This is a genomic window from Morococcus cerebrosus, from assembly GCF_022749515.1.
GTDB lineage: Bacteria > Pseudomonadota > Gammaproteobacteria > Burkholderiales > Neisseriaceae > Neisseria > Neisseria cerebrosa.
Genome location: NZ_CP094242.1, coordinates 2,282,718 through 2,304,640, shown reverse-complemented (window position 1 = coordinate 2,304,640; position 21,923 = coordinate 2,282,718). Strand labels below are relative to the sequence as shown.

General features: G+C 51.6%; 22 protein-coding genes. 9 read left to right on the top strand and 13 right to left on the bottom strand.

The window, feature by feature from the left end; genetic code table 11:
* Position 1: 1 nt before the first annotated feature.
* Positions 2–277 (top strand): cell division topological specificity factor MinE, encoded by a 276-nt coding sequence (gene minE / locus MON37_RS10875; RefSeq protein WP_003742768.1) that lies wholly within the window; start codon positions 2–4, stop codon positions 275–277.
* A 3-nt stretch (positions 278–280) separates the two neighbouring features.
* The gene (locus MON37_RS10870) at positions 281–1,201 is read left to right on the top strand and encodes a hydrogen peroxide-inducible genes activator (RefSeq protein WP_003742769.1); all 921 of its coding nucleotides are present in this window, start codon (positions 281–283) and stop codon (positions 1,199–1,201) included.
* Between the two features lie 105 nt (positions 1,202–1,306).
* Here MON37_RS10870 and dapB read toward each other — a convergent pair whose 3' ends face one another.
* Positions 1,307–2,116 (bottom strand): 4-hydroxy-tetrahydrodipicolinate reductase, encoded by an 810-nt coding sequence (gene dapB / locus MON37_RS10865; protein ID WP_039406016.1) that lies wholly within the window; start codon positions 2,114–2,116, stop codon positions 1,307–1,309.
* Between the two features lie 15 nt (positions 2,117–2,131).
* Positions 2,132–2,515, bottom strand: a complete 384-nt coding sequence (locus MON37_RS10860; protein ID WP_003757199.1) for an outer membrane protein assembly factor BamE — start codon at positions 2,513–2,515, stop codon at positions 2,132–2,134.
* 158 nt (positions 2,516–2,673) lie between these two features.
* Here MON37_RS10860 and fur point away from each other — a divergent pair, with 158 nt between their 5' ends.
* Positions 2,674–3,171: a ferric iron uptake transcriptional regulator gene (gene fur, locus MON37_RS10855; RefSeq protein ID WP_003766333.1), complete on the top strand. Its 498-nt coding sequence runs from the start codon at positions 2,674–2,676 to the stop codon at positions 3,169–3,171.
* A gap of 192 nt (positions 3,172–3,363) precedes the next feature.
* Positions 3,364–4,089: a leucyl/phenylalanyl-tRNA--protein transferase gene (gene aat / locus MON37_RS10850; RefSeq protein WP_039406020.1), complete on the top strand. Its 726-nt coding sequence runs from the start codon at positions 3,364–3,366 to the stop codon at positions 4,087–4,089.
* Between the two features lie 245 nt (positions 4,090–4,334).
* Here aat and dtd read toward each other — a convergent pair whose 3' ends face one another.
* The 5 genes from dtd to MON37_RS10825 form a co-directional block, all read right to left on the bottom strand.
* Positions 4,335–4,796, bottom strand: a complete 462-nt coding sequence (gene dtd / locus MON37_RS10845) for a D-aminoacyl-tRNA deacylase (RefSeq protein ID WP_039406022.1) — start codon at positions 4,794–4,796, stop codon at positions 4,335–4,337.
* Positions 4,797–4,992: 196 nt separating this feature from the next.
* Positions 4,993–5,865, bottom strand: a complete 873-nt coding sequence (locus MON37_RS10840; protein ID WP_039406024.1) for a peptidyl-prolyl cis-trans isomerase — start codon at positions 5,863–5,865, stop codon at positions 4,993–4,995.
* A 34-nt stretch (positions 5,866–5,899) separates the two neighbouring features.
* Positions 5,900–6,169: a BolA family protein gene (locus MON37_RS10835; protein WP_003742784.1), complete on the bottom strand. Its 270-nt coding sequence runs from the start codon at positions 6,167–6,169 to the stop codon at positions 5,900–5,902.
* Positions 6,169–6,459 carry a YciI family protein gene (locus tag MON37_RS10830; protein WP_016686941.1) on the bottom strand — a complete coding sequence of 97 codons (291 nt, stop codon included), beginning with the start codon at positions 6,457–6,459 and terminating at the stop codon, positions 6,169–6,171. Before MON37_RS10830 ends, MON37_RS10835 begins: the two co-directional genes overlap by 1 nt.
* A 3-nt stretch (positions 6,460–6,462) precedes the next feature.
* Positions 6,463–6,993, bottom strand: a complete 531-nt coding sequence (locus tag MON37_RS10825; protein WP_039406027.1) for a septation protein A — start codon at positions 6,991–6,993, stop codon at positions 6,463–6,465.
* Between the two features lie 344 nt (positions 6,994–7,337).
* On the opposite strand from MON37_RS10825, the gene MON37_RS10820 reads away from it, so the two are divergent.
* Positions 7,338–9,803, top strand: coding sequence for a FimV/HubP family polar landmark protein (locus MON37_RS10820; RefSeq protein WP_039406029.1), 2,466 nt, complete (start codon positions 7,338–7,340; stop codon positions 9,801–9,803).
* A gap of 131 nt (positions 9,804–9,934) precedes the next feature.
* Positions 9,935–10,747: a tRNA pseudouridine(38-40) synthase TruA gene (truA, locus tag MON37_RS10815; RefSeq protein ID WP_052242813.1), complete on the top strand. Its 813-nt coding sequence runs from the start codon at positions 9,935–9,937 to the stop codon at positions 10,745–10,747.
* A 559-nt stretch (positions 10,748–11,306) separates the two neighbouring features.
* Here the strand turns inward: truA and MON37_RS10810 are convergent.
* The gene (locus tag MON37_RS10810; protein ID WP_242883552.1) at positions 11,307–12,314 is read right to left on the bottom strand and encodes an IS5 family transposase; all 1,008 of its coding nucleotides are present in this window, start codon (positions 12,312–12,314) and stop codon (positions 11,307–11,309) included.
* Between the two features lie 357 nt (positions 12,315–12,671).
* Between MON37_RS10810 and porB the strand changes: the two genes are divergently transcribed.
* Positions 12,672–13,757: a trimeric porin PorB gene (gene porB, locus MON37_RS10805; protein WP_039410646.1), complete on the top strand. Its 1,086-nt coding sequence runs from the start codon at positions 12,672–12,674 to the stop codon at positions 13,755–13,757.
* A 277-nt stretch (positions 13,758–14,034) separates the two neighbouring features.
* Positions 14,035–14,274, top strand: coding sequence for a hypothetical protein (locus MON37_RS10800; RefSeq protein ID WP_039410642.1), 240 nt, complete (start codon positions 14,035–14,037; stop codon positions 14,272–14,274).
* Positions 14,275–14,364: 90 nt separating this feature from the next.
* Here the strand turns inward: MON37_RS10800 and MON37_RS10795 are convergent, their stop codons facing one another.
* From MON37_RS10795 to MON37_RS10775, 5 genes are all read right to left on the bottom strand, one after another.
* Complete coding sequence (locus MON37_RS10795) at positions 14,365–14,808, bottom strand: RpiB/LacA/LacB family sugar-phosphate isomerase (protein WP_039410640.1); 444 nt, start codon at positions 14,806–14,808, stop codon at positions 14,365–14,367.
* A 406-nt stretch (positions 14,809–15,214) separates the two neighbouring features.
* Entirely contained in the window at positions 15,215–17,605 is a 2,391-nt protein-coding gene (gene gyrB / locus MON37_RS10790) for a DNA topoisomerase (ATP-hydrolyzing) subunit B (RefSeq protein ID WP_039410637.1), read from the bottom strand.
* Positions 17,606–17,822: 217 nt separating this feature from the next.
* On the bottom strand, positions 17,823–19,220 hold the full coding sequence (locus tag MON37_RS10785) for an L-serine ammonia-lyase (RefSeq protein WP_039410634.1): 1,398 nt from the start codon (positions 19,218–19,220) through the stop codon (positions 17,823–17,825).
* Positions 19,221–19,245: 25 nt separating this feature from the next.
* Positions 19,246–20,145, bottom strand: coding sequence for a tyrosine recombinase XerC (xerC, locus tag MON37_RS10780; RefSeq protein ID WP_039410631.1), 900 nt, complete (start codon positions 20,143–20,145; stop codon positions 19,246–19,248).
* A gap of 2 nt (positions 20,146–20,147) precedes the next feature.
* On the bottom strand, positions 20,148–20,576 hold the full coding sequence (locus tag MON37_RS10775) for an acyl-CoA thioesterase (RefSeq protein WP_039410628.1): 429 nt from the start codon (positions 20,574–20,576) through the stop codon (positions 20,148–20,150).
* A gap of 211 nt (positions 20,577–20,787) precedes the next feature.
* Between MON37_RS10775 and fba the strand changes: the two genes are divergently transcribed.
* Positions 20,788–21,852: a class II fructose-bisphosphate aldolase gene (fba, locus tag MON37_RS10770; RefSeq protein ID WP_003761919.1), complete on the top strand. Its 1,065-nt coding sequence runs from the start codon at positions 20,788–20,790 to the stop codon at positions 21,850–21,852.
* Positions 21,853–21,923: the final 71 nt, after the last annotated feature.

The following is a 21,923-nucleotide window of genomic DNA, read 5'->3' as shown; positions in this document are numbered from 1 at the left end:
CATGTCATTAATAGATATGTTGTTCGGCAGAAAGCCGAAAACCGCCGCCGTCGCGCGTGACCGCCTGCAAATCATCATTGCTCAAGAACGCGCGCAAGAAGGGAAAGCCCCCGACTATCTGCCGACCCTGCGCAAAGAATTGCTGGAAGTATTGTCCAAATACGTCAACGTTTCTTTGGACGACATCCGCATTTCCCAAGAAAAGCAGGACGGTATGGATGTTCTCGAATTGAACATCACCCTGCCTGAACAAAAAACGGAACAGAAAAAGGCTTAACACATGACCTTGACCGAATTGCGTTACATCGTAGCCGTCGCGCAGGAGCGTCATTTCGGACGTGCCGCACGCCGCTGCTTTGTCAGCCAGCCCACCCTTTCCATTGCCATCAAAAAGCTGGAGGAAGAGCTGTCGGTATCCCTGTTTGACCGCAGCAGCAACGACATCATCACCACCGAAGCGGGCGAGCGCATCGTTGCCCAAGCCCGCCGCGTGCTGGAAGAAGCCGAGCTGATCAAGCACCTTGCCAGCGAAGAGCAAAACGAATTGGAAGGCGCATTCAAACTCGGTCTGATTTTTACCGTCGCCCCCTACCTTCTGCCCAAGCTCATCATTTCCCTGCGCGAAACCGCGCCGAAAATGCCCCTGATGCTTGAAGAGAACTACACGCACATCCTGACCGAATCGCTCAAACGCGGCGACGTCGATGCCATCGTAGTCGCAGAACCCTTCCAAGAGCCGGGTATCGTCACCGAGCCGCTGTATGACGAGCCTTTCTTCGTCATCGTCCCCAAAGGACACCATTTCGAAGAACTCGATGCCGTTACCCCGCAGATGTTGGGCGAAGAGCAGGTCTTGTTGCTGACGGAAGGCAACTGTATGCGCGACCAAGTTTTATCAAGCTGTTCCGAGCTTGCCGCCAAGCAGAAAATCCAAGGTCTGACCAACACCCTGCAAGGCAGCTCCATCAACACCATCCGACACATGGTTGCCAGCGGTCTCGCCATCAGCGTCATGCCCGCTACCGCACTGACCGAAAACGACCATTTGCTCTTCAGCATCATCCCGTTTTCAGGCTCCGTACCGCACCGTCGCGTCGTTTTGGCATACCGTCGGAACTTCGTCCGCCCCAAAGCATTGACTGCCTTACGGACTGCCATCCTCAATTCCCATCTTCACGGCGTAAGTTTTGTGAAGGAATAAAAAGGTTGACGTATCGGTGTAAACTGATTGCTGTAAATAATCAAAAGGGTCGTCTGAAAAACATTTTTCAGACGACCTTTTTGTGTCATGCGGATGAAAACGGCTTTAGCGGTTTTTCAATCCCAAAACGTCCTGCATATCGTACAAACCTGTTTTGCCGTTGACCCAAACTGCGGCGCGGACGGCGCCGGCGGCGAAGGTCATGCGGCTGCTGGCTTTGTGGGTGATTTCGACGCGTTCGCCGTCGGTGGCAAAGAGGACGGTGTGGTCGCCGACGATGTCGCCTGCGCGGACGGTGGCGAAGCCGATGGTAGAGGGATCGCGTGGGCCGGTGTGGCCTTCGCGGCCGTAAACGGCGCATTGTTTGAGGTCGCGGCCGAGTGCGTCGGCGATGACTTCGCCCATGCGCAGGGCGGTGCCGCTGGGGGCGTCGACTTTGTGGCGGTGGTGGCCTTCGATGATTTCGATGTCGTAGCCTTCGTTGAGGACGCGGGCGACGGTGTCGAGGATGTGGAAGGTGAGGTTGACGCCGACGCTGAAGTTGGCGGCGAAGACGACGCCTGTTTTTTCGCCTGCGGCTCGGATGGCGGCTTTGCCTGCGTCGTCGAAACCGGTGGTGCCGATGATGATGTTGACGCCTTTTTCAACGCATTTTTGCAGATGTTTGAGGGTCGGCTCGGGGCGGGTGAAGTCGATGAGTACGTCGCTTTGGGCGAGGACGGTATCAACGTCGTCTGAAATGGCGATGCCGGTTTTGATGCCGGAGGCGAAACCTGCGTCCAAGCCTAAGACTTCGGAACCTGAATGTTCGAGTGCGCCGGAGAGGACGGTGTCGGGATGGTTGTTGACGGCTTCAACCAATACGCGCCCCATGCGGCCGTTGACGCCGGCGATGGCGATTTTCAATGCGCTCATGCGTTTTCCTTATGATTATTGTGCAGTTTGGGCTGCTTTTTGTTCGGCTTGGAGGGTTTCGATGGATTTTTGGATGGCATCGCCTTCTGCGCGGACAAGGACGTCGTTTTCAAAATAAACGGTGAGGTTGCTGCGGTCTTTGATGATGCCGTTGCGGCTGGTATTGAAGGTGTAGTCCCAGCGGTCGGCATGGAATGCGTCGCGCAGCAGCGGGGTGCCAAGCAGGAGTTGGACTTGGTCGCGGCTCATGCCTGCTTGGAGGGAGACGACGGCGCGGGGATCAAGTTCGTTGCCTTGGATGACTTTGAGTTTGTAGGAGGGGAACAGGGAAACGCGTTCGGCGCTGCATGCGGAAAGTCCGATGAGGGCGGCGAGGGCAAGACAGAGGGGTTTGTTCACGGATATGCCTTTCTGTTCGAATTCGGGTGGAAGGGTATCATTGCTTGAATTTTTTGAAAAAGCAAACGATAATCATCTCTTTGATTATAATTTCAGCCGGCTATCGTTTGTATGCAAACAAAACTTGAGGTTTTATTGCAAACCGCTATGGCGTAATAGTGGGCAAGCGGGCTGAAATTGCGTATTATAACGTCTATTACTTCACAGGGATATTGAATATTATGGAAAAATTCAGCAATATTGCGCAATTGAAAGACAGCGGTTTGAAGGTTACCGGTCCGCGTTTGAAAATCTTGGATTTGTTTGAGTCGCATGCTGAAGAGCATTTGAGTGCCGAAGATGTGTACCGTATTTTGCTGGAAGAGGGTGTGGAAATCGGCGTAGCGACGATTTACCGCGTGTTGACCCAGTTCGAGCAGGCAGGCATTTTGCAGCGCCACCATTTTGAAACCGGCAAGGCGGTTTACGAATTGGACAAAGGCGACCACCACGACCATATCGTCTGTGTGAAATGCGGCGAGGTAACGGAATTCCACAATCCTGAAATCGAAGCCTTGCAAGACAAAATCGCGGAAGAAAACGGCTACCGCATCGTTGACCACGCGCTTTATATGTACGGCGTGTGCGGCGAATGCCAAGCGAAGAGCAAACGCTGATTCCCGTTTTAAAAGATGTTTGATGTTCAGACGACCTCGGATGAAAATTTGGGGTCGTCTGAAATTTTTTGCGGAACATGAACATCATGCCGCTGCAAATCAGAATAATATAGTGGATTAAATTTGAATCAGGACAAAGCGAGGCAACGCCGTACCGGTTTAAAGTTAATCCACTATACCTTAGGATTTTTAATGAGTATCCCCTTGCTTTACCCTAATGATTACACTTTTCCTGACCCGTTTTACGCGCTGGAAGAATGCGACGGCGTGGTCGGTATCAGCCGCGATTTGGACACGGGACGGCTGCTGTCGGCGTATCGGCAGGGGATTTTCCCGTGGTTCAGCGAAGACGGCTGGTTTTTTTGGCATACCATAGATCCGCGCGCCGTCATCGTGCCTGAAAATCTGCATATCGGGCGTTCGTTGGCGAAAACCTTGCGCAACAAACCCTATCGGGTAACGGTCAACCAATGTTTCGAAACCGTCATTGCGCATTGCGCCGCCTTTCCGCGCCCCGGTCAGGACGGCACATGGATTGTTCCCGAATTCCAAGCCGCTTATACCGAGCTGCACCGCTTGGGGCACGCGCATTCGTTTGAATGTTTCTATCCCGATGAAACAGGTCGTCTGAAACTGGCGGGCGGCTTTTACGGCGTACAAATCGGACGGGTGTTTTACGGAGAATCCATGTTCGCCCTTGAGCCGGATGCCTCCAAAATCGCCTTCGCGCGAGCCGTCCCGTTTCTTGCCGGATTGGGCATCGAGTTGATTGACTGTCAGCAAGATACCCTGCATATGCATCGTTTCGGTTCGGAACCGATACCGTTCGCCGAATTTCAGACGACCTTGCAACGCTTGAACGCTTTGCCTTTGAAGGAAGCGTTGGGCGCGCGGGTAGTGGGTGGAACGTTGGAATAGCGGCAAGATATAGAGTCGGCTTCGAGTCAGAAGCGAATAGAAAAAGGTCGTCTGAAAACCCAATTTTTGGTTTTTCAGACGACCTTTGGATTATATTAGGCAAGGGCAATACTTGTTTTATAGTGGATTAAAATTGCAATGATACGGCGTTGCCAACGCCCTTATGTACTACCTTGTACACGGCGGACGTTGGCGCTTTGTCTCATTTTTATTTTAATCCACTATATCTTGCAGCAGGATTTTCGTCAAAACAGTTTTTGCGAGTCCAGCAGCAGGGTAACGGGGCCGTCGTTGCACAGGCTGACCTGCATATGCATTTGGAAGCGGCCGGTTTGTACGTTCAAACCATGTCCGCGCAATAGTTCTGCGGTATGCAGATAGAGCGTTTGCGCCTGTTCGGCAGGGGCGGCTGCCGAGAAAGACGGGCGGCGGCCATTTCGTGCATCGGCATACAATGTGAATTGGGAGACCAGCAGGATTGAGCCGCCGACATCTTTGACGGACAGGTTCAATTTGCCGGCATCGTCTTCGAAAATACGCAGATTGGCGGCTTTGTCGGCAATGTAGCGCGCATCTAATTCGGTATCGTCGTGGGTAACGCCGAGCAATATCATCAATCCGTTATCGATTTCGGCGCAGGTTTCCTTATGATTTCCGTCCAATACATCGACACGGGAACAACTCACTTTTTGAATGACGGCTCGCATAGCGGTTCTTTATCTCTATTTCAAAAGATTGGTTGACGGCAGATTCAAATACAAAAGTGTTTCGACAGCAATGCAGGTAGAAAAGGTCGTCTGAAAAACGTTATAGTTTCAGACGACCTTTAGGTGGATTGCATCAATGCCGCAAAAAGAATCCGGCTTAATTTCCTTTACTTATCCGTTATAGGAAGCTTAAAGGTTATTTGGCAGGTTTGATGTCGGCTTTTTGCAAGAGCGCACGCATAGTGTCGTCAATGCGGGCAGTACTCAGGTCGCGGGCTATGTTGCCTTTGATTTCGTTAAAGGCAGGAACTTTGACATCGCGGCGGTCGTCAACGTAAAACACGGCGTAAGAATTACCGTCTTGCAGCGGTTCGGATGTCGCTTCACCTTTTTTCAGGTCTTTGACTGCTGCGTACAGAGGCGGTGCGGCTTCTTGCAAGTCTTTCAGCGGAACATAAGCTTGAGGAATACCGCCTGCTTTTTTGGCTTCTTCATCAATCGAATATTGTTTCAATACTGCGGCAAAAGCCTTCTTCGCCTTCAAATCGGCAGCAGCTTTTTGTCCGTCGGCTTTAGTTCGGGTAACGATTTCCCCTAGGCGTACTTCCTGACTGCCTTGGTAGAATTTGGCAAATTCATCGTAGGATTTTTTAATTTCTTGTTCGTTGACAGGATTTTTGCGCAATACGTCGATGGCCAGAGCTTGTCCGAGCAGGTCGTCTTCAAATGCCGCCCATTCTGTTTTGAAGGACGGTTTTTTGTCCGCACCTTGTTTCTTCGCATCTGCACGGGCTTGTTCGAGGGCTTTTTTGAATTCCGCACTTTGGTCCAGTTTGCGGCGTCTGGCTTCTTGCGCGATAACCGTGCTGATAACTTGGCGGTTGGTCAATTCTTGTCGCAGTTGTGGCAAATCCTGGATTTGTTTGTTTTCAGCACGCAAGGCGGCAACTTGTCCGTCAATCACGCTGCTGTCGATGGCTTGTCCGTTGACGGTAACCAGGGTTTGGGCAAACAGGCTGCCGGATAGGGCGGCCATAACCAATGCGGCTGTAAAATGGGTTTTTCTCATAATCTTCTCTTTAATTTGAAACACTGCGGATAATTCAATGGAAATATTCGTCGGGCGTTGCCGCCTTAATGCTCAAGGCATGGATGAAACCGCCGGCAAACAGGTCTTGGAGCAGGTTTTGAACCATGCGTTGGCGTTCGATACGTTTCATCCCGGTGAAAGCCTCGCTGACGACGGTTACAGCATAATGCCCCCCGCCTTTATTGCCTGCGTGTCCTTTGTGCAAATGGCTGTCGTCTTGAAACTCGAATATCTGAGGGTTTAGAGTTTTCAGACGACCTTCTATTGCTGAACGCATATCCATTATTTAAAAACAGCTTTGTAGGGCTTAATCAAAACTTCCTCATATACGCCCGCAGCGACATAAGGATCTTGTTCCGCCCATTCTTGGGCTTCGTCAAGCGATGCGAATTTGGCGACGATAAGGCTGCCGGAGACGCGTTCGGGATTGTCGGGCAGAGGATTCGGTCCGGCTGTCAGAAGGCGCCCTTCGGCTTGCAGGGCTTCCAAACGTTTCAGATGATCAGGACGTGCAGCCATACGGGCTTCATGCACGTCGTCTGCATCAGTGGCCAAAAGCATATAAAATTCCATTGCTTAATTCTCCTTCGGTAAATGTTTGCCCAAATAAATACCTTGAGCGATAAAAAAAGCGAACATCAGTCCGGTCGAACCGAACATCTTGTAATTCACCCAATGACTTTCAAAATGAGTGAATACAAACCAGTTGGCTATGCCCATAAATACGAGAAACGCTATCCAAGCATAGGTCAGATTATTCCAGACGGTATCGGACAATTCGAGTTCTTTGCCCATTGTAGCCTTAAGTCCGTTTTTTCCGGCAAGGTGGCTGAAAAGCAAGACCAGTGCACCTATCCAAAACAATACGGTCGGTTTCCACATGATGAATCGCGGATCTTTCAGCAGGATGGTCGCCCCACCGAATACCACGATTAAAACCAATCCGACCCACTGCATCGTATCCAGCTTTTTAAATTTCCAATAGGTAAAGGCCGCCTGCAAAACACCGACTACCAAAGCTACGGCTGTCGCGGCAATCATGTCTTTCGTAACCGTATAAGTCAGAAAAAACAAAATTACCGCCAATAAATCACTCAGAATTTTCATATATAAAAAACAAAAATGAGGAAACCAAACAATCAAACGGCAATCATACAGGCAGCTGCGGTTTTTTGCATTACCGCAAATCTGAAACTTTGGTTTGTTTGATATGCCATCAGTTTGTTGTAGGGTTTTAAAAATGCAAACGGAATGATAAAATAAGTTCCCGATAGATTTGCAAAAAAGAAACACACCGATGCAAACAGTAACGGTTTATGACATTTTTGATAACATAAATGACAGTGTTACTTGGCAGATTAGGGACTTAGACTATATCATAACGTAATATATCGTAATAGACGGTTAAGTACTCGGCAGTACTGCAGGATTCATTTCATAGGGGACAAGTTTTGAAAAAACATTACAAAATCAAACTTATCGCAGCCTCCGTTGCCTTGGCGGTTTCGGTGGGTGCAAACGCAGGATTGGGCGGTTTAAATGTTCAATCGCATTTAGGTGAGCCGTTTTCCGGCAACATCACCGTAACTGGAGAAGAAGCACAGGCATTGTTTAACGGCGGCAAAGCTTCCGTATCCAATGCCAACCTCAGAACCAGCGTCCACAGAGCGGGCGATCGTGCCGTCATCAATATCCGTTCGGCTAAAGCCATCAAAGACCCTGTGCTGATTTTCCAAGTCAGTACCGGCTCTCAATCTCGAGAATATACCGCAATCATCGATCCGGCTGATTACTCGGTCAAGGGCGACAGTACGCCCCGCGTTCGTCAGGAGCCGCCTCCCGCATATGCTTCCCAGCAGATAGACCGTCAAGCCGCGCGCGAACGGATTAACCGTGCGCTGCGTAGTGGAAATGCATCTGCAGATGTTGCGAATAATACGCGTAAAGAAGGAATCGACAATAAAAAAACAAAAAATGTCCAAGTGCAGCCTAAACAGACGCAAAATGCAGCCCCTTCTGTACAGGGCGAGCCGCGCTATGGCAAACGACATTTAGTCAAACAAGGTGAAACCCTAACTGAAATTGCGACCCGTATCCGTCCTCAAGGTATGACGGTCGAGCAGGCAATACAGGCATTGGTAAAAGCCAACCCCGGTGTGTTCATCAATAAAAATGCCGACCATATGTTGGCTGGAAAAGTATTGAATATCCCGACCCAATTCGACATGAAACAGGCAGCCGCCAAACAGGCTGCCGAGAAACCTCTTGTTTCTGACAACCAGCAGCCGCAAACCGCAGCAGCATCTAAGGCATCGTCTGAAAAACCAGAAGCCGCCAAAACTAATGCATCTGCGGAAAATAAGGCAGGTGAAGATAAGGCTGGCGAAGGGGTCAAATCAAATAAAGAAGCCAAGCTTGAACAACAGCCGGCGCAAGCAGCCACTTCCGCCCCACAGGGTGCAACACAAGAACAAGCTGCTTCATCCGTAGGCACTGAGGAAGTATTGCAACCCGGCATCGCAGAACAAACCGCTGCAAGTGAAACGGCAAAATCTACGCAGGAAGCCCAAGTTGAAGAAGCTTTGGCTGCCCAGCAAAATTCCGATACTCAAAACGAAGCAGTAGAAGAGTCGTCTGAAGATGGCGGATTGTGGTGCTGGCTGTTAATCGGCGGCGGTGCTCTGCTGGCATTGTTGCTGTTGCTGAAAGCTTTGGGCAAACGAAAAGCAGCTGCTGTCGCGCCTGTCGTACCTGTTCCTTCTGCAGGATATGACGAAGAAGATGACGACATTAGCTTTGCAGAAACCGTGATAGCTGACGAGGCGAAGCCCGAACAGTTTGTTCAAGCGAAAGCTGTTCCGACAGAAGAGCCTGACGGACTGTCTATCGAGGATGATTTTGACGACGAGGCTTTTTTTGTACAGCCCAATGCAGCCAAAGAAGCCGCTGAAGATGAGATCAATATCAATATCGATGATATTGACGATAAGCACGTCGGTATCGTATCCAGCGCAGTTACCGTGGATGAGGAAACGGAAAAACGCCGTGATTTGGATTGGGACTCTGTTGAATCGACAGAAAGTGTCTATGAGCCCGAGCCGGAGAATCCGTATCAACCGGTTTCAGTAGTTATAGAAAGCAGACATCAAGAGGAATCAGTAGAAGAGCCTGATAATACAGCTCATATTCAGCAATTTGATGAGGTTCAATCAAACTTTGACACGTCTTTCCATGACGCTAGTGAAGAAACCAAAGAGGCGGATGCCTCAGTAGGTGAGGAAGAGTATTCTTATACCGAATCCGCCGTTGAGGAAGAAGTTTCTGATTTGGAGTTTGACTACGAAGCCTCCGACGCTTCTGAGGTTCAACAGCAGGAGCAGACTGTTGGCGCAGAAAATGTCAAAGACTTTGAAGAAGTAGAAGAAGGATGGGACTTCTTCTCGGAAAAAACCGAATCCCAGCCTATCGAGCCGCTGCCTGAGTTCACAACATCTGAGCAAACATCGTCTGAAAAATTAAATGGGGACGAGGCTTTAGAGTTTGCTTCCGTTGATACCTCAGCCGATGAAGCCGTAGCCGAAGAGCCTTTTGAAATCAAACAAGATGAAGGCATTACCTTCCAAGAAAGCGACGAAGATTTCGGATTGGCTGATTCCCAAGGTAACGGAGTAGAAGAGACCATCGAATGGGAAAACCTAACAGTTGATGAAGAAGTAAGCAAGTCGGCATTTGACTCAGGCTTTATTTCCGAATCCGTCGGAATGACCGCTCCTTTAGAAGCCAAATACGAATTGGCAAAAATGTATGTCGAAATTGGAGACCCCGGTGCAGCCCGTGAAACTTTGCAAGAGCTGATGGAAGAGGCTACCGGCGATATCTTGGATAAAACCAAAGCCTTGTTGGCAGAGTTAGGCTGATTAATCTGACAATCCCTTTGGGGAAAGAAAAATAAAGATGCCGTTTCTAAAAGCGGCATCTTTTTTATTGCTATACTGTCGGATAAGCAATTTTCGTATGATTTTGTTCGAATATCGAGCCTTCACCGATTATGATGTTTCCTTCTTCAAAGCAGCCCGCAGTTTGCCGTTGGGCATTAATCCTGTCTTATGATGGCAGCCGATTTTACGGCTGGCAAAAACAAGCCGGCGACTTGCCTACTGTTCAGACGACCTTAGAATATGCACTCAGTCAAATTGCGAGTGAAAACATCCGAACCATAGTTGCCGGGCGTACCGACACAGGCGTACACGCCACTGCACAAGTCGTCCATTTCGATACCACAGTAGTCCGTCCCGAGCAGGCATGGGTGCGGGGCGTCAATGCCCATCTTCCCGAAGGTGTGGCTGTATTGTTCGCACAGCAAGTGGCCTCCCATTTTAACGCCCGCTTTGACGCATACGGTAGAAGGTATCGTTACCTTTTAGAATCATCTCCCGTCCGTTCCCCGATATTGCAAGGCAGGGTAGGGTGGACGCATCTCAAGCTCGATCCTGACAAAATGCAGCAGGCGGCCTTATTATTAGAAGGCGAACATGATTTCTCCAGCTTTCGCGCTGCCGGATGCCAAGCAAAATCCCCCATCAAAACCCTATACAGTGCAAAAATCAGCGGTACGCCGCAATTCCTCAAACTGGATTTGCACGGCAATGCCTTTCTGCACCATATGGTGCGTAATATTATGGGCGCATTGGTTTATGTCGGCAGCGGCAGGCTTAGTGTTTCCGGATTTCAAACCTTAATTGGAGAACGCAGCCGCCTCAAAGCCCCGCCGACCTTTATGCCTGACGGATTGTACTTAACCGGCGTGGATTATCCGCCCGAGTTTGGCATCATCCGTCCCGAAATGCCCGAATGGCTGTGAGGTCGTCTGAAATACTGTCAAGCCTTATTTTCCCCTTCAATAAAGAAAGGCCTGGCTATTCCCGCGCCAACAGGAATCCAAGCATTGATTTTTAGAAATATTCAAAAATTACCGTACTCAAGCTTTTATATTTCTTTCGAATCAGGAATGAAGATTTGAAATATCCTGTTTTTATTTTCATACACTATAAAAAATTGTTTGAAATCTGTACGCATTCTTTTCAGACGACCCTTTCTCTTTTCGATAAACCAACCCACAGATAAAGCCTGTACTACGGAGCTGGAATAAGAGCCACCTCAGATCAGGAGATATTTATGCTCGGCAAGCCCTATCAGGGTCAAACAGGCATGAATACCTGAACGATGTTTCCAGTTTCCTCGCTTGCCTGAATTAGCCAAAAAACAACAGCCAGAGACCTTTGCAAAAAAGCCCTTCCCCCCGACAGCCGAAACCCAAACACAGGTTTTCGTCTATTTCCGCCCCTAATTGCTCCTGATTTTACCCAAATATCCCCTTAATCCTCCCCGAATACCCGATAATCAGGCATCCGGGCCGCCTTTTAGGCGGCAACAGGCACACTTAGCCTGTTAGCCGCTTTCAACAGGTTTAAACACATCGCCTTCAGATGGCTTTGCGCACTCACTTTGAGCAGACCAAAATAGGCTGCCCGGGCGTAGCGGAATTTACGGTGCAGCGTACCAAAGCTTTGCTCGACCACATAACGGGTCTTCGACAAATATCGGTTGCGTTTGGTTTGCGCTTCCGTCAGCGGACGGTTGCGGTGGGCTTTGCGCATAATGCCGTCCAGCAACCGATGTTCTTTCAGATGTTGCCGGTTTTCCGCACTGTCGTAGCCTTTATCGGCATAGACGGTCGTACCTTCGGCAATGCCTTCCAGCAAAGGCGACAGGTGGTTGCACTCATGGGTATTGGCGGGGGTGATGTGCAGTTTCTCGATATAGCCTTCCTCATCGGTACGGGTATGTTGTTTGTAACCGAGTTTGTAGAGACCGTTTTTCTTTGTCCAGCGGGCATCTTTGTCTTTACTCGGTGTGGTTTGGCCGCTGACTTGTCCTTCTTCATCGACTTCTATGGCCTGACGCTGTTTGCTGCCGGCGGTCTGAATAATGGTGGCGTCAATGACGGCGGCGGATGCTTTCTCTACTTTTAGGTTTTTTTCGGTCAGTTGGCGGTTAATCAGTTCCAGCAATTCGGACAGGGTGTCGTCTTGCGCCAGCCAGTTGCGGTAGCGGCATAAGGTGCTGTAATCGGGGATGCTCAGTTCGTCAAAACGGCAAAATAGGTTGAAATCGATGCGGGTGATGAGACTGTGTTCGAGTTCGGGATCGGAGAGGCTGTGCCATTGTCCGAGCAGGACGGCTTTGAACATGGACAACAGTGGATAGGCGGGACGGCCGCGGTGGTCTCGAAGGTAACGGGCTCTTTGACGATTCAGGTATTGTTCGATCGGTTGCCAATCAATCACCTGATCCAACTTCAATAATGGGAAGCGGTCGATGTGTTTGGCGATCATGGCTTGTGCGGTTTGCCGGAAGAAGGTGCTCATGGAAAATCCCCTAAATGTCTTGGTGTGAATTTAGGGGATTTTGGGGAATTTTGCAAAGGTCTCAGCCAGTCCTAAAAAACTACCGTTCGGGAAATCTGTGTTGTAAAAATGCAAACAATAGGAAAATCGGTATTACCATATGATTTATAAAGGAAATATTTAGAATCTTATGTTGTTGATAGGGTGGTGTGGCGTAAGGGGGGAAGAAGGGGAAGTGAATAAAGTTTGTTTTTTTAGAAAGGAACAATTATAGTGAGAGTCATGGAATCGCTGATTCCAGCGATAATGTAAAGCCTAAGCGGACTCTGTCCGGGTCTGCTTAAGTTATTTCTTCACGATAGAAAAAGGAATACAGCAATGAAAAAATCTCTGATTGCTCTGACTTTGGCAGCTTTGCCTGTTGCAGCTATGGCTGACGTTACCTTGTACGGTCAAGTTAAAGCCGGTGTTGACATTTCCCGAGTTAAAGAAAAAACTACAGTTAACGGTGTAACTACCAAGGATACAACCAAAACTGCTACTGAAATTGCTGACTACGGTTCACGCATCGGTTTCAAAGGCCATGAGCACCTGAGCAATAACCTGAACGCTATTTGGCAAGTAGAGCAAAATACTTCTGTTGCCGGTACTGACAAAGGTTGGGGAACTCGCGAGTCCTTCATCGGTTTGGAAGGCGGCTTCGGTAAAATCCGTGCAGGTAAACTCAATACTCCTCTGAAAGACAGCAGCGACAGCATCGATCCTTGGGAAGCCAGCGAGGCAAACTCAGATGTTTTGGCATTAGGCAAATTAGAACGTGTAGAAGATCGTAAAGTGTCTGCACGCTACGATTCACCTGTATTGTCCGGTTTCAGCGCAAGCGTACAATACCAACCACGTGACAATGCTAATCCTGATGACAAGTATACTCACGATGTGAAAAGCCGTGACTCTTACGGTTTGGGTCTGAACTATGAGAATGCCGGCTTCTTCGGTCGCTATGCTGGTTCTTTTGCTAAACATTCTGTTCTGGACAAAGATTACTTGAATTCGTTCAACAGAAATACTACTTTGGTTGCTGATACTTATAAAGATCACCAAGTACACCGTTTGGTAGCTGGTTACGATGCAAACAATGTATTGGTTTCTGTTGCAGGTCAATACGAAGGTTTCAAAGCTGACAAAGCTAATGCTAAGAAAAACGAACGTACTGAAGTTGCTGTAACTGGTGGCTACCGTATGGGTAACGTAATGCCTCGCGTTTCTTATGCTCACGGCTTCAAAGCTAAAGAAAACGGTGAGAAACAAGCTAACAGCCAATACAACCAAGTTATCGTTGGTGCTGATTACGACTTCTCTAAACGCACTTCTGCCCTGATTTCTGCCGGTTGGTTGAGAGAAGGCAAAGGCGACAACAAATACGAGAAAACTGCTGGTACAGTTGGTCTGCGTCACAAATTCTAATCTGATACGATTAGTCTAAATAAAGAGCCTGCTTTATGCAGGCTCTTTTTGTCTGTTTGGATAAAATGCAGGATACGTCAGTATGCTGGTTTCAGGCCGGTTCTCATTTATGTCTGACAAAAAGCTCCGTCCATGCTGCCATTTTTGCTTCTCTCTGCACGGAAGTAGCTGTTGAAAATATCCTGTTTATTTTAATCCGTTAAATAAAAGGTCGTCTGAATCCCTGTGTACGCAGGCAGGCTTTTCAGACGACCGTTTTTGGGATAAAACTTAATCCATGGGAAAAGCCCAGGCTGCAAACTTTCAGGCAGGCAACCGTAGCGTGGGCTTTGCCCGCGAAATATGGCAGATCAAAAAAATAGGGCTGCAATTTTGTCATTCCTGCGCAGGCGGGAATCCAGGCCTCGGTATTTTGGGAAGATTTCAAGGATGCCGCAACTTCACATTTCTAGATTCCCGCCTGCGCGGGAATGACGGCGGTAGGAGGGAATTTCAGGCGACCTCACCTCAAAAATAATCTGCGGGTAAAGCTCATGCTACGACGGGCCATCCTCATACAAGCGGGACGGGAATGGCGAGTCTAGACTAACCTTTTGCAAAAACCGTACTATTTACCGCATTCGTAGGCTTCGATTTCTCCGACTTTCGGTGCGTATCCGCTAGCCGTGTTGTGGCGCAAATTCAGCCAAATGTCCACCAATGCCCAGGCAGCGGGGGCGGCGATGACGTTTTGTCCCATGCACAATACCTGTGCATCGTAGTTTTCTACCGAGCCGCGCAATGTGATTAAATCATGCGCCGTTGCTGCCCGTATGCCGCGGACTTTATTTGCGGCGATCGCCGTCCCGACTCCTGTGCCGCAAATTAAAATAGCGCGGTCGGCTCTCCCTGCCGCTACCTCTTGCGCCGCAGCAAACGAAAGCTGCGGATAGGTGCCATCCGATGAGGATAAATCGGTTAGGCTGTCAACTCGCGGATCGTTTTGCAAATGCGCCTTGAGCGTGTTTTTTAATGTTGTCCCGTTGGCGGGGGCGGCGATAATCAAACGCATGGCTTACTCCTTGATGGTTGGAAGGTAAGGGGTTTCCTTTGCGAATTTACCGTAATTTATGATATTGCAACAGGGTTTGTTTTTTGTTGGGGGTGTCGGGCAGGAATTTTCGGCTTACGGGTGGAGCAGGGCGGGTTGGTAAACCCGACAAGGCATTGGGGCGAAAAGAATTCGTTGGGTCTTGATTTGCCCCTACGGTATTGCCGCCAAACCTGTCTGAAGGTCGTCTGAAATGCTTATTGTCGTCATTTCTTGTCCGCACAGGGAATGACGGCAGGTGTCGTATCAAAAAATAAATGAATCTGCCGTATTTGTTTTATCTGTCTTGGTTCCCACCAATCAAAAAAGGTCGTCTGAAAACCGGAAATCCCCATTTTCAAACGACCTTTTCATGTTTCAGCCCCTATCAAGCGTCAATATTTTGCGCAATCAGGGCGTTGTTTTCGATGAAGGCGCGGCGCGGTTCGACTTCATCGCCCATCAGGGTAACGAATACTTCGTCGGCGGCGATGGCGTCTTCGATACGCACTTTCAACAGACGGCGCACGGCGGGATCCATCGTGGTTTCCCAAAGCTGCTCGGGATTCATCTCGCCCAAACCTTTGTATCGCTGGATGGACATGCCTTTTTGGGCGTTTTGGAGCAGGATGTTCAGCGCGGTTTCAAAGCTGTCCACATCATATTCGTTCTCGCCTTTGTAAAGCTTGGCGCCCTCGCCGACCAAGCCTTTGAGCGCGGCGGCGGTTTGGGTGAGGGTTTGGTAGGCTTTGCTGTTGAGGAACTTGGGTTCGATGTAGCTGACCATGACGTTGCCGTGCAGCTTACGGGTGATTTTGATGAAGCGGTTGCCTTCGTGTCCTTCGATGCGTTCGAGGGCGACTTCTTTTTCGTCGAGCAAACCGGAAAGTTCGGCAACGGCTTTATCGGCGTTTTCAGACGACGTCAAATCGACGGGTGACGCGTGCAGCATGGCGCGCAGGACGAGTTCGTCCACGAAGCGGCTTTCCTGTTCGATGACGGTTTTCGCCAACAGGAATTGTTTGGCGGTGTCGGCAAGTTCTGCGCCTTCGATGGTGCGGCCGTCTGAAACGATTTTGGCTTTTTCCAAGGCAAGACCGAGCAGCCATTGGTCTTTTTCAAGTTCGTCTTTGAGGTAACGCTCTTGCTTGCCATATTTGGCTTTGTAGAGCGGCGGTTGGGCGATGTAGATGTAGCCGCGTTCGACCAGTTCGGGCATTTGGCGGTAGAAGAAGGTCAGGAGCAGGGTGCGGATGTGCGCACCGTCCACGTCGGCATCGGTCATGATGATGATGCGGTGGTAACGCAGTTTTTCGGGGTTGAACTCTTCTTTGCCGATGCCTGCGCCCAGTGCGGTAATCAGGGTGGCGACCTCTTGGCTGGCGAGCATTTTTTCAAAACGGGCTTTTTCGACGTTCAAGATTTTGCCTTTGAGCGGCAAAATGGCTTGGAATTTACGGTCGCGGCCTTGTTTGGCAGAACCGCCTGCGGAATCGCCCTCGACCAGATAAAGTTCTGACAAGGCGGGGTCTTTTTCTTGGCAGTCGGCGAGTTTGCCGGGCAGTCCCAAGCCGTCCATCACGCCTTTGCGGCGGGTGATTTCGCGGGCTTTGCGGGCGGCTTCGCGCGCACGGGCGGCATCGACGATTTTGCTGGTAATGATTTTGGCTTCGTTCGGATTTTCTTCGAGGAAGTCGGTCAGGGCTTGGTTGATGACTTCATTGACGACGGGGCCGATTTCGCTGGAAACCAGTTTGTCTTTGGTTTGGGACGAGAATTTGGGGTCGGGCAGTTTGACGGACAACACGCAGGTCAAACCTTCGCGCATATCGTCGCCGGCGGTTTCAACTTTGGCTTTTTTGGCGACTTCGTTGGCTTCGATGTAGCTGTTGATGGTGCGCGTCATCACTTGGCGCAATGCGGTCAAATGCGTACCGCCGTCGCGCTGCGGGATGTTGTTGGTGAAGCACTGCACGCTTTCCTGATAGCTGTCGTTCCACTGCATCGCGCATTCGACGCTCATGCCGTCTTTCTCGCCGAACGCATAGAAGATTTTTTCGTGCAACGGCGTTTTTTTGCGGTTCATGTATTGCACGAAACCTGCCACGCCGCCGGAAAGAGCGAAGCTTTCGTGTTTGCCGTCGCGCTCGTCAATCAATTCGATGTCCACGCCGTTGTTCAGGAAGGAAAGTTCGCGGATGCGTTTGGCGAGGATGTCGAAGCTGTATTCGACGTTGCCGAAGGTTTCCGCGCTGGCGAGGAAGCGCACGGTCGTACCTTTTTTGTCGGAATCGCCGACAACTTTCAACGGCTCTTCGGTTTCGCCGCGCACGAAGCGGACGAAGTGTTCTTTGCCGTCGCGGTAGATGGTCAGCGTTACCCAGTCGGACAGCGCGTTGACGACGGACACGCCCACGCCGTGAAGACCGCCGGAGATTTTGTAGCTGTTGTTGTCGAACTTGCCGCCCGCGTGCAACACGGTCATGATGACTTCGGCGGCGGAGCGTCCTTCTTTCGGGTGGATGCCGGTGGGCATACCGCGCCCGTTGTCGGCCACGCTGACGGAATTGTCGGCATGGATGGTTACGGTGATTTTGTCGCAATGTCCCGCCAGTGCTTCGTCGATGGCGTTGTCCAATACTTCGAACACCATGTGGTGCAGGCCGCTGCCGTCCTGCGTGTCGCCGATATACATACCGGGGCGTTTGCGTACCGCTTCCAAGCCTTCCAGCACTTGTATGCTGTCGGCGCCGTATTCTTCGTGTTTTTGGTCAGTCATGGTCTTTATCTGTAAGATTTTTTAAAAGAATTTCTGCTGAGGTCGTCTGAACGACAGTTGGGCGCGCCACCCGGACGGTCAAGCTGTCCGACGGACGGAAATAGACCGTTATTATACCTGATTTTGCTGGAAAATTCAGCGTTTCGGGTGGGCGGAAAGGTCGTCTGAAACCTGTTCGTACTCGGTTTCAGACGACCTTTTTCATATTTTTCCGTTTTCAACATTCCACAACGCGGACGGATACGGGGACGGCTTTTTTCTGGAGGGTGATGGCGAGTCCGGCAAGCGAGGTTTCTTTGTAGGTGGACTTCATGTCGCGCCCTGTTTGCAGCATGGTTTGGATGACTTCGTCGAGCGAGACTTTTTTGTCCGTGCCGTCTTCCAGCAGGGCGAGGGTGCCGAGTTTGAGGGCTTTTTCGGCGGCGATGCCGTTGCGTTCGATGCAGGGGATTTGCACCAATCCGCCGACGGGATCGCAGGTCAGGCCCAAATGGTGTTCCATTGCCATTTCGGCGGCGTTTTCCACTTGTTTGGGCGTGCCGCCGATGACTTCGGCGTATGCGCCCGCCGCCATGGAGCAGGCGACGCCGACTTCGCCTTGGCAGCCGACGTCCGCGCCGGAGATGGAGGCGTTGGTTTTGTAGAGGATGCCGATGGCGCCTGCGGTGAGCAGGAAGTTTTCGACGCGCCCTTGTGTGGCGTGCGGGTTGAACTTGCGGAAGTAGTGCAGGACGGCGGGGATGATGCCGGCGGCGCCGTTGGTCGGGGCGGTCACGACGCGTCCGCCGGCGGCGTTTTCTTCGTTGACCGCCATGGCGTAAACCATAGGCCAAAGTTGGGTGTTGACGATTTCGGTTTCGCGCAGGGCTTTGAGTTTGGCGGCGAGCTGCGGGGCGCGGCGGCGGACGTTCAAGCCGCCGGGCAGTTCGCCGTCTGCCGCCAGCCCGCGTTTGATGCAGCCTTCCATAACGTCGGCAACGCCGGCGACGCGGCGGCGGATTTCGGCTTCGCTGCAACCGGCAAGCGCGGCTTCGTTTGCCAATACGGCTTCGGAGATGTCGAGCTGGTTCATGCGGCATTGGGCGAGCAGTTCGGCGCAGCTGGTATAAGGGTAGGGGACTGGGCGCGTTTGTTCGGCTTGTTTGTCAAACTCTTGATCGGTAACGATAAAGCCGCCGCCGACGGAGTAGTAAATTTGTTCTTTGAGTTTGCCGCCGTCTTTGCCGTAGGCGGTGAAATTCAGTCCGTTCGGGTGTTTGGGCAACACTTGGTCGCCGCGTATATTCAGGTCGCTGTCGGGGTTGAAGCTGATTTCGCGTCCGTTGAGGCGGAGGATGTGTTGCATGCGGATGCGTTCGAGGCGGTCGGGGATATCGGCGAGGGGGATGTCGTGCGGCAGGCTGCCTTCCAAGCCAAGCAGAAGGGCGTCGAATGTGCCGTGTCCGCGTCCTGTCAGCGCCAGAGAGCCGTAAATGTCGATGACGATGCGCTCGGTTTGCGCGTCCAGCCCCGATTGTTTGAGGTCGTCTGAAAAGGCGGCGGCTTTCATGGGGCCGACGGTGTGGGAGCTGGAAGGGCCGATGCCGATTTTGAAAATGTCGAAAATGCTGATCATGATGTTTTCCGTTGATTTTATTGAATTACTTTTTCCGTTTCGCCCGCGGATGCCCCTCGTCGTAAACCTTGGCCAGATGGTCGAAATCCAGCTTGGTGTAAATCTGCGTGGTTGAGAGGTTGCTGTGTCCCAACAGTTCTTGCACAGCGCGGATGTCGCGTGAGGATTGCAAAAGGTGGCTGGCGTAGCTGTGGCGCATCATGTGCGGGGAAATGTGTTGCCCGCTGCCCTGCTGCACCGCCCATGCCTGAAGGCGTTTTTGGATTTGCCGCTGCCCGAGCCGCGTGCCGTTTTTGCCGGTAAAGAGCGCGGTTTCTCCGTCTGCCGCCACGCGTTCGGACAGGTAGGCGCGCAAGGCTTCGACGCTTTTGCCCGACAACGGGACTTGCCGCTCTTTCCTGCCTTTGCCGGTTACGCTCACCCAGCCTTCGTCCAGCAACACATCGCCCAAATCCAAGCCGTGTATCTCGCTCAGGCGCAGGCCGCTGCCGTACATCAGTTCAAACAAGGCGTGGTCACGCACTGCCAAACCGTCGTCGGCAGGCGCGCTGTCGAGCATATGGTTCAACTCTTCCTGCGGCAAGGCCTTGGGCAGGCGTTCGGGCAGGCGCGGGGCTTTCAGGTTGAAGGTCGGATCGTTGTCCATCATGCCCGACTGCACGAGCCAGCCGCAATATTGCCGCCACGCCGACAATTTGCGCGCCAGCGTCCGTTCGCTCAAGCCTTGTTGCGACAACCGTTTCAACGCCGCCACGAAATCGCGCCGTTTCAAATCCTGCGCCGTTTCAGACGACCCTTCCGTCAAAAGCCGCACGAGTTCGGTCAAATCGCGCCCGTAGGCAGACAGCGTGTGTGCCGACTTGCCCTGTTGCCCCAACATTTTCAAATAGCCGTCCAAAGACAGTCCGAAATCGCGTGCCAACATTTTCAGACGACCTCCAACACGGTTTTCAAAGCCTGCGGCAACCGGCAAACCTTTTGGCACGCATAATCGAAACACACCATGCCCGTGCGCGCCCGCGCCAGCACCTTGCCGTCCGCGATGCGCGTCAGGCGGAACAGCAGCGCGAACCCGCCCTTGCCGATGTCCTCGACGCCCATTTCCGCCGACAATTCATCGCCGTAAAAGCCTTGTGCCAAATATTGCACCGCCGCGTCCGCCATAATCAGCCCCGCGCCGCCCGCGTCCGTTTCACTCCAGCCCAAACCTGCCAGCCAACGCATCCGCACCTCATGGCACAAGCGCAAAACGGCATCGTTCGCCAGATGGCCGCCGTAATTCACATCGCCCACCTGCACGCGCAAGGTCGTCTGAAACAACACCGCATCCACATCCGCCACTGCCAACTTAGCCATCACACACCTCCCACCGCCGTTTCAGACGACCCCGAAAACAAACCGTTATTATAAACCATGTCAGATAAATGCCGACCGCACCGTTTGCCCGCCGCCGCCGCCCAAAATCTCATTAATATATAAAACTGATGTAGCCCTGTGTAGTTTTTTAATAAGAAAAACATTATAATTTCCCACATCACCATCCCGCTACCTCACCAAGGAGATTTAAATGGCACTCGTATCCATGCGCCAACTGCTCGACCATGCCGCCGAAAACAGCTACGGCCTGCCCGCATTCAACGTCAACAACCTCGAACAAATGCGCGCCATCATGGAAGCCGCAGACCAAGTCAACGCCCCCGTTATCGTTCAAGCATCCGCCGGCGCGCGTAAATATGCAGGCGCGCCGTTTTTACGCCACCTGATTTTGGCAGCCGTTGAAGAATTCCCGCACATCCCCGTCGTCATGCACCAAGACCACGGCGCATCGCCCGACGTGTGCCAACGCTCCATCCAACTGGGCTTCTCCTCCGTCATGATGGACGGCTCGCTGCTCGAAGACGGCAAAACCCCGTCCACCTATGAATACAACGTCAACGCCACCCGTACCGTCGTTAACTTCTCCCACGCCTGCGGCGTATCCGTCGAAGGCGAAATCGGCGTCTTGGGCAACCTCGAAACCGGCGAAGCCGGCGAAGAAGACGGCGTAGGCGCGGCAGGCAAACTCTCCCACGATCAAATGCTGACCAGCGTCGAAGATGCCGTACGCTTCGTCAAAGACACCGGCGTGGACGCGCTCGCCATCGCCGTCGGCACCAGCCACGGCGCGTACAAATTCACCCGTCCGCCCACCGGCGACGTATTGCGCATCGACCGCATCAAAGAAATCCACCAAGCCCTGCCCAACACCCACATCGTCATGCACGGCTCCAGCTCCGTTCCGCAAGAATGGCTGAAAGTCATCAACGAATACGGCGGCAAAATCGGCGAAACCTACGGCGTACCCGTAGAAGAAATCGTCGAAGGCATCAAACACGGCGTGCGCAAAGTCAATATCGACACCGACCTGCGCCTCGCCTCCACCGGCGCCATCCGCCGCTTCATGGCAGAAAACCCGTCCGAATTCGACCCGCGCAAATACCTGAGCAAAACCGTCGAAGCCATGAAACAAATCTGTCTCGACCGTTACCTCGCATTCGGCTGCGAAGGGCAGGCAGGCAAAATCAAACCCGTTTCCCTTGAAAAAATGGCAAACCGCTACGCCAAAGGCGAGCTGAACCAAATCATCAAATAAACAACGGGACAATCCAACGGGCGGCCATCCAAGCCGCCTGTTTTGTTTTGAAGGGTATGGGTTAAGTTCAA

Excerpts from the sequence above, each read along its gene's own strand:
- dtd (WP_039406022.1), bottom strand. The coding sequence starts at position 4,796 with ATGCGAGCCGTCATTCAAAAAGTGAGTTGTTCCCGTGTCGATGTATTG.
- MON37_RS10775 (WP_039410628.1), bottom strand. The coding sequence starts at position 20,576 with ATGGCTAAGTTGGCAGTGGCGGATGTGGATGCGGTGTTGTTTCAGACG.
- MON37_RS10785 (WP_039410634.1), bottom strand. The coding sequence starts at position 19,220 with ATGATCAGCATTTTCGACATTTTCAAAATCGGCATCGGCCCTTCCAGC.
- xerC (WP_039410631.1), bottom strand. The coding sequence starts at position 20,145 with ATGTTGGCACGCGATTTCGGACTGTCTTTGGACGGCTATTTGAAAATG.
- gyrB (WP_039410637.1), bottom strand. The coding sequence starts at position 17,605 with ATGACTGACCAAAAACACGAAGAATACGGCGCCGACAGCATACAAGTG.
- MON37_RS10840 (WP_039406024.1), bottom strand. The coding sequence starts at position 5,865 with ATGAGAAAAACCCATTTTACAGCCGCATTGGTTATGGCCGCCCTATCC.
- truA (WP_052242813.1), top strand. The coding sequence starts at position 9,935 with ATGATGTTTCCTTCTTCAAAGCAGCCCGCAGTTTGCCGTTGGGCATTA.
- aat (WP_039406020.1), top strand. The coding sequence starts at position 3,364 with ATGAGTATCCCCTTGCTTTACCCTAATGATTACACTTTTCCTGACCCG.
- MON37_RS10825 (WP_039406027.1), bottom strand. The coding sequence starts at position 6,993 with ATGAAAATTCTGAGTGATTTATTGGCGGTAATTTTGTTTTTTCTGACT.
- MON37_RS10830 (WP_016686941.1), bottom strand. The coding sequence starts at position 6,459 with ATGGAATTTTATATGCTTTTGGCCACTGATGCAGACGACGTGCATGAA.
- MON37_RS10795 (WP_039410640.1), bottom strand. The coding sequence starts at position 14,808 with ATGCGTTTGATTATCGCCGCCCCCGCCAACGGGACAACATTAAAAAAC.
- minE (WP_003742768.1), top strand. The coding sequence starts at position 2 with ATGTCATTAATAGATATGTTGTTCGGCAGAAAGCCGAAAACCGCCGCC.
- MON37_RS10870 (WP_003742769.1), top strand. The coding sequence starts at position 281 with ATGACCTTGACCGAATTGCGTTACATCGTAGCCGTCGCGCAGGAGCGT.
- MON37_RS10810 (WP_242883552.1), bottom strand. The coding sequence starts at position 12,314 with ATGAGCACCTTCTTCCGGCAAACCGCACAAGCCATGATCGCCAAACAC.
- MON37_RS10800 (WP_039410642.1), top strand. The coding sequence starts at position 14,035 with ATGGGAAAAGCCCAGGCTGCAAACTTTCAGGCAGGCAACCGTAGCGTG.
- dapB (WP_039406016.1), bottom strand. The coding sequence starts at position 2,116 with ATGAGCGCATTGAAAATCGCCATCGCCGGCGTCAACGGCCGCATGGGG.
- porB (WP_039410646.1), top strand. The coding sequence starts at position 12,672 with ATGAAAAAATCTCTGATTGCTCTGACTTTGGCAGCTTTGCCTGTTGCA.
- fba (WP_003761919.1), top strand. The coding sequence starts at position 20,788 with ATGGCACTCGTATCCATGCGCCAACTGCTCGACCATGCCGCCGAAAAC.
- MON37_RS10835 (WP_003742784.1), bottom strand. The coding sequence starts at position 6,169 with ATGGATATGCGTTCAGCAATAGAAGGTCGTCTGAAAACTCTAAACCCT.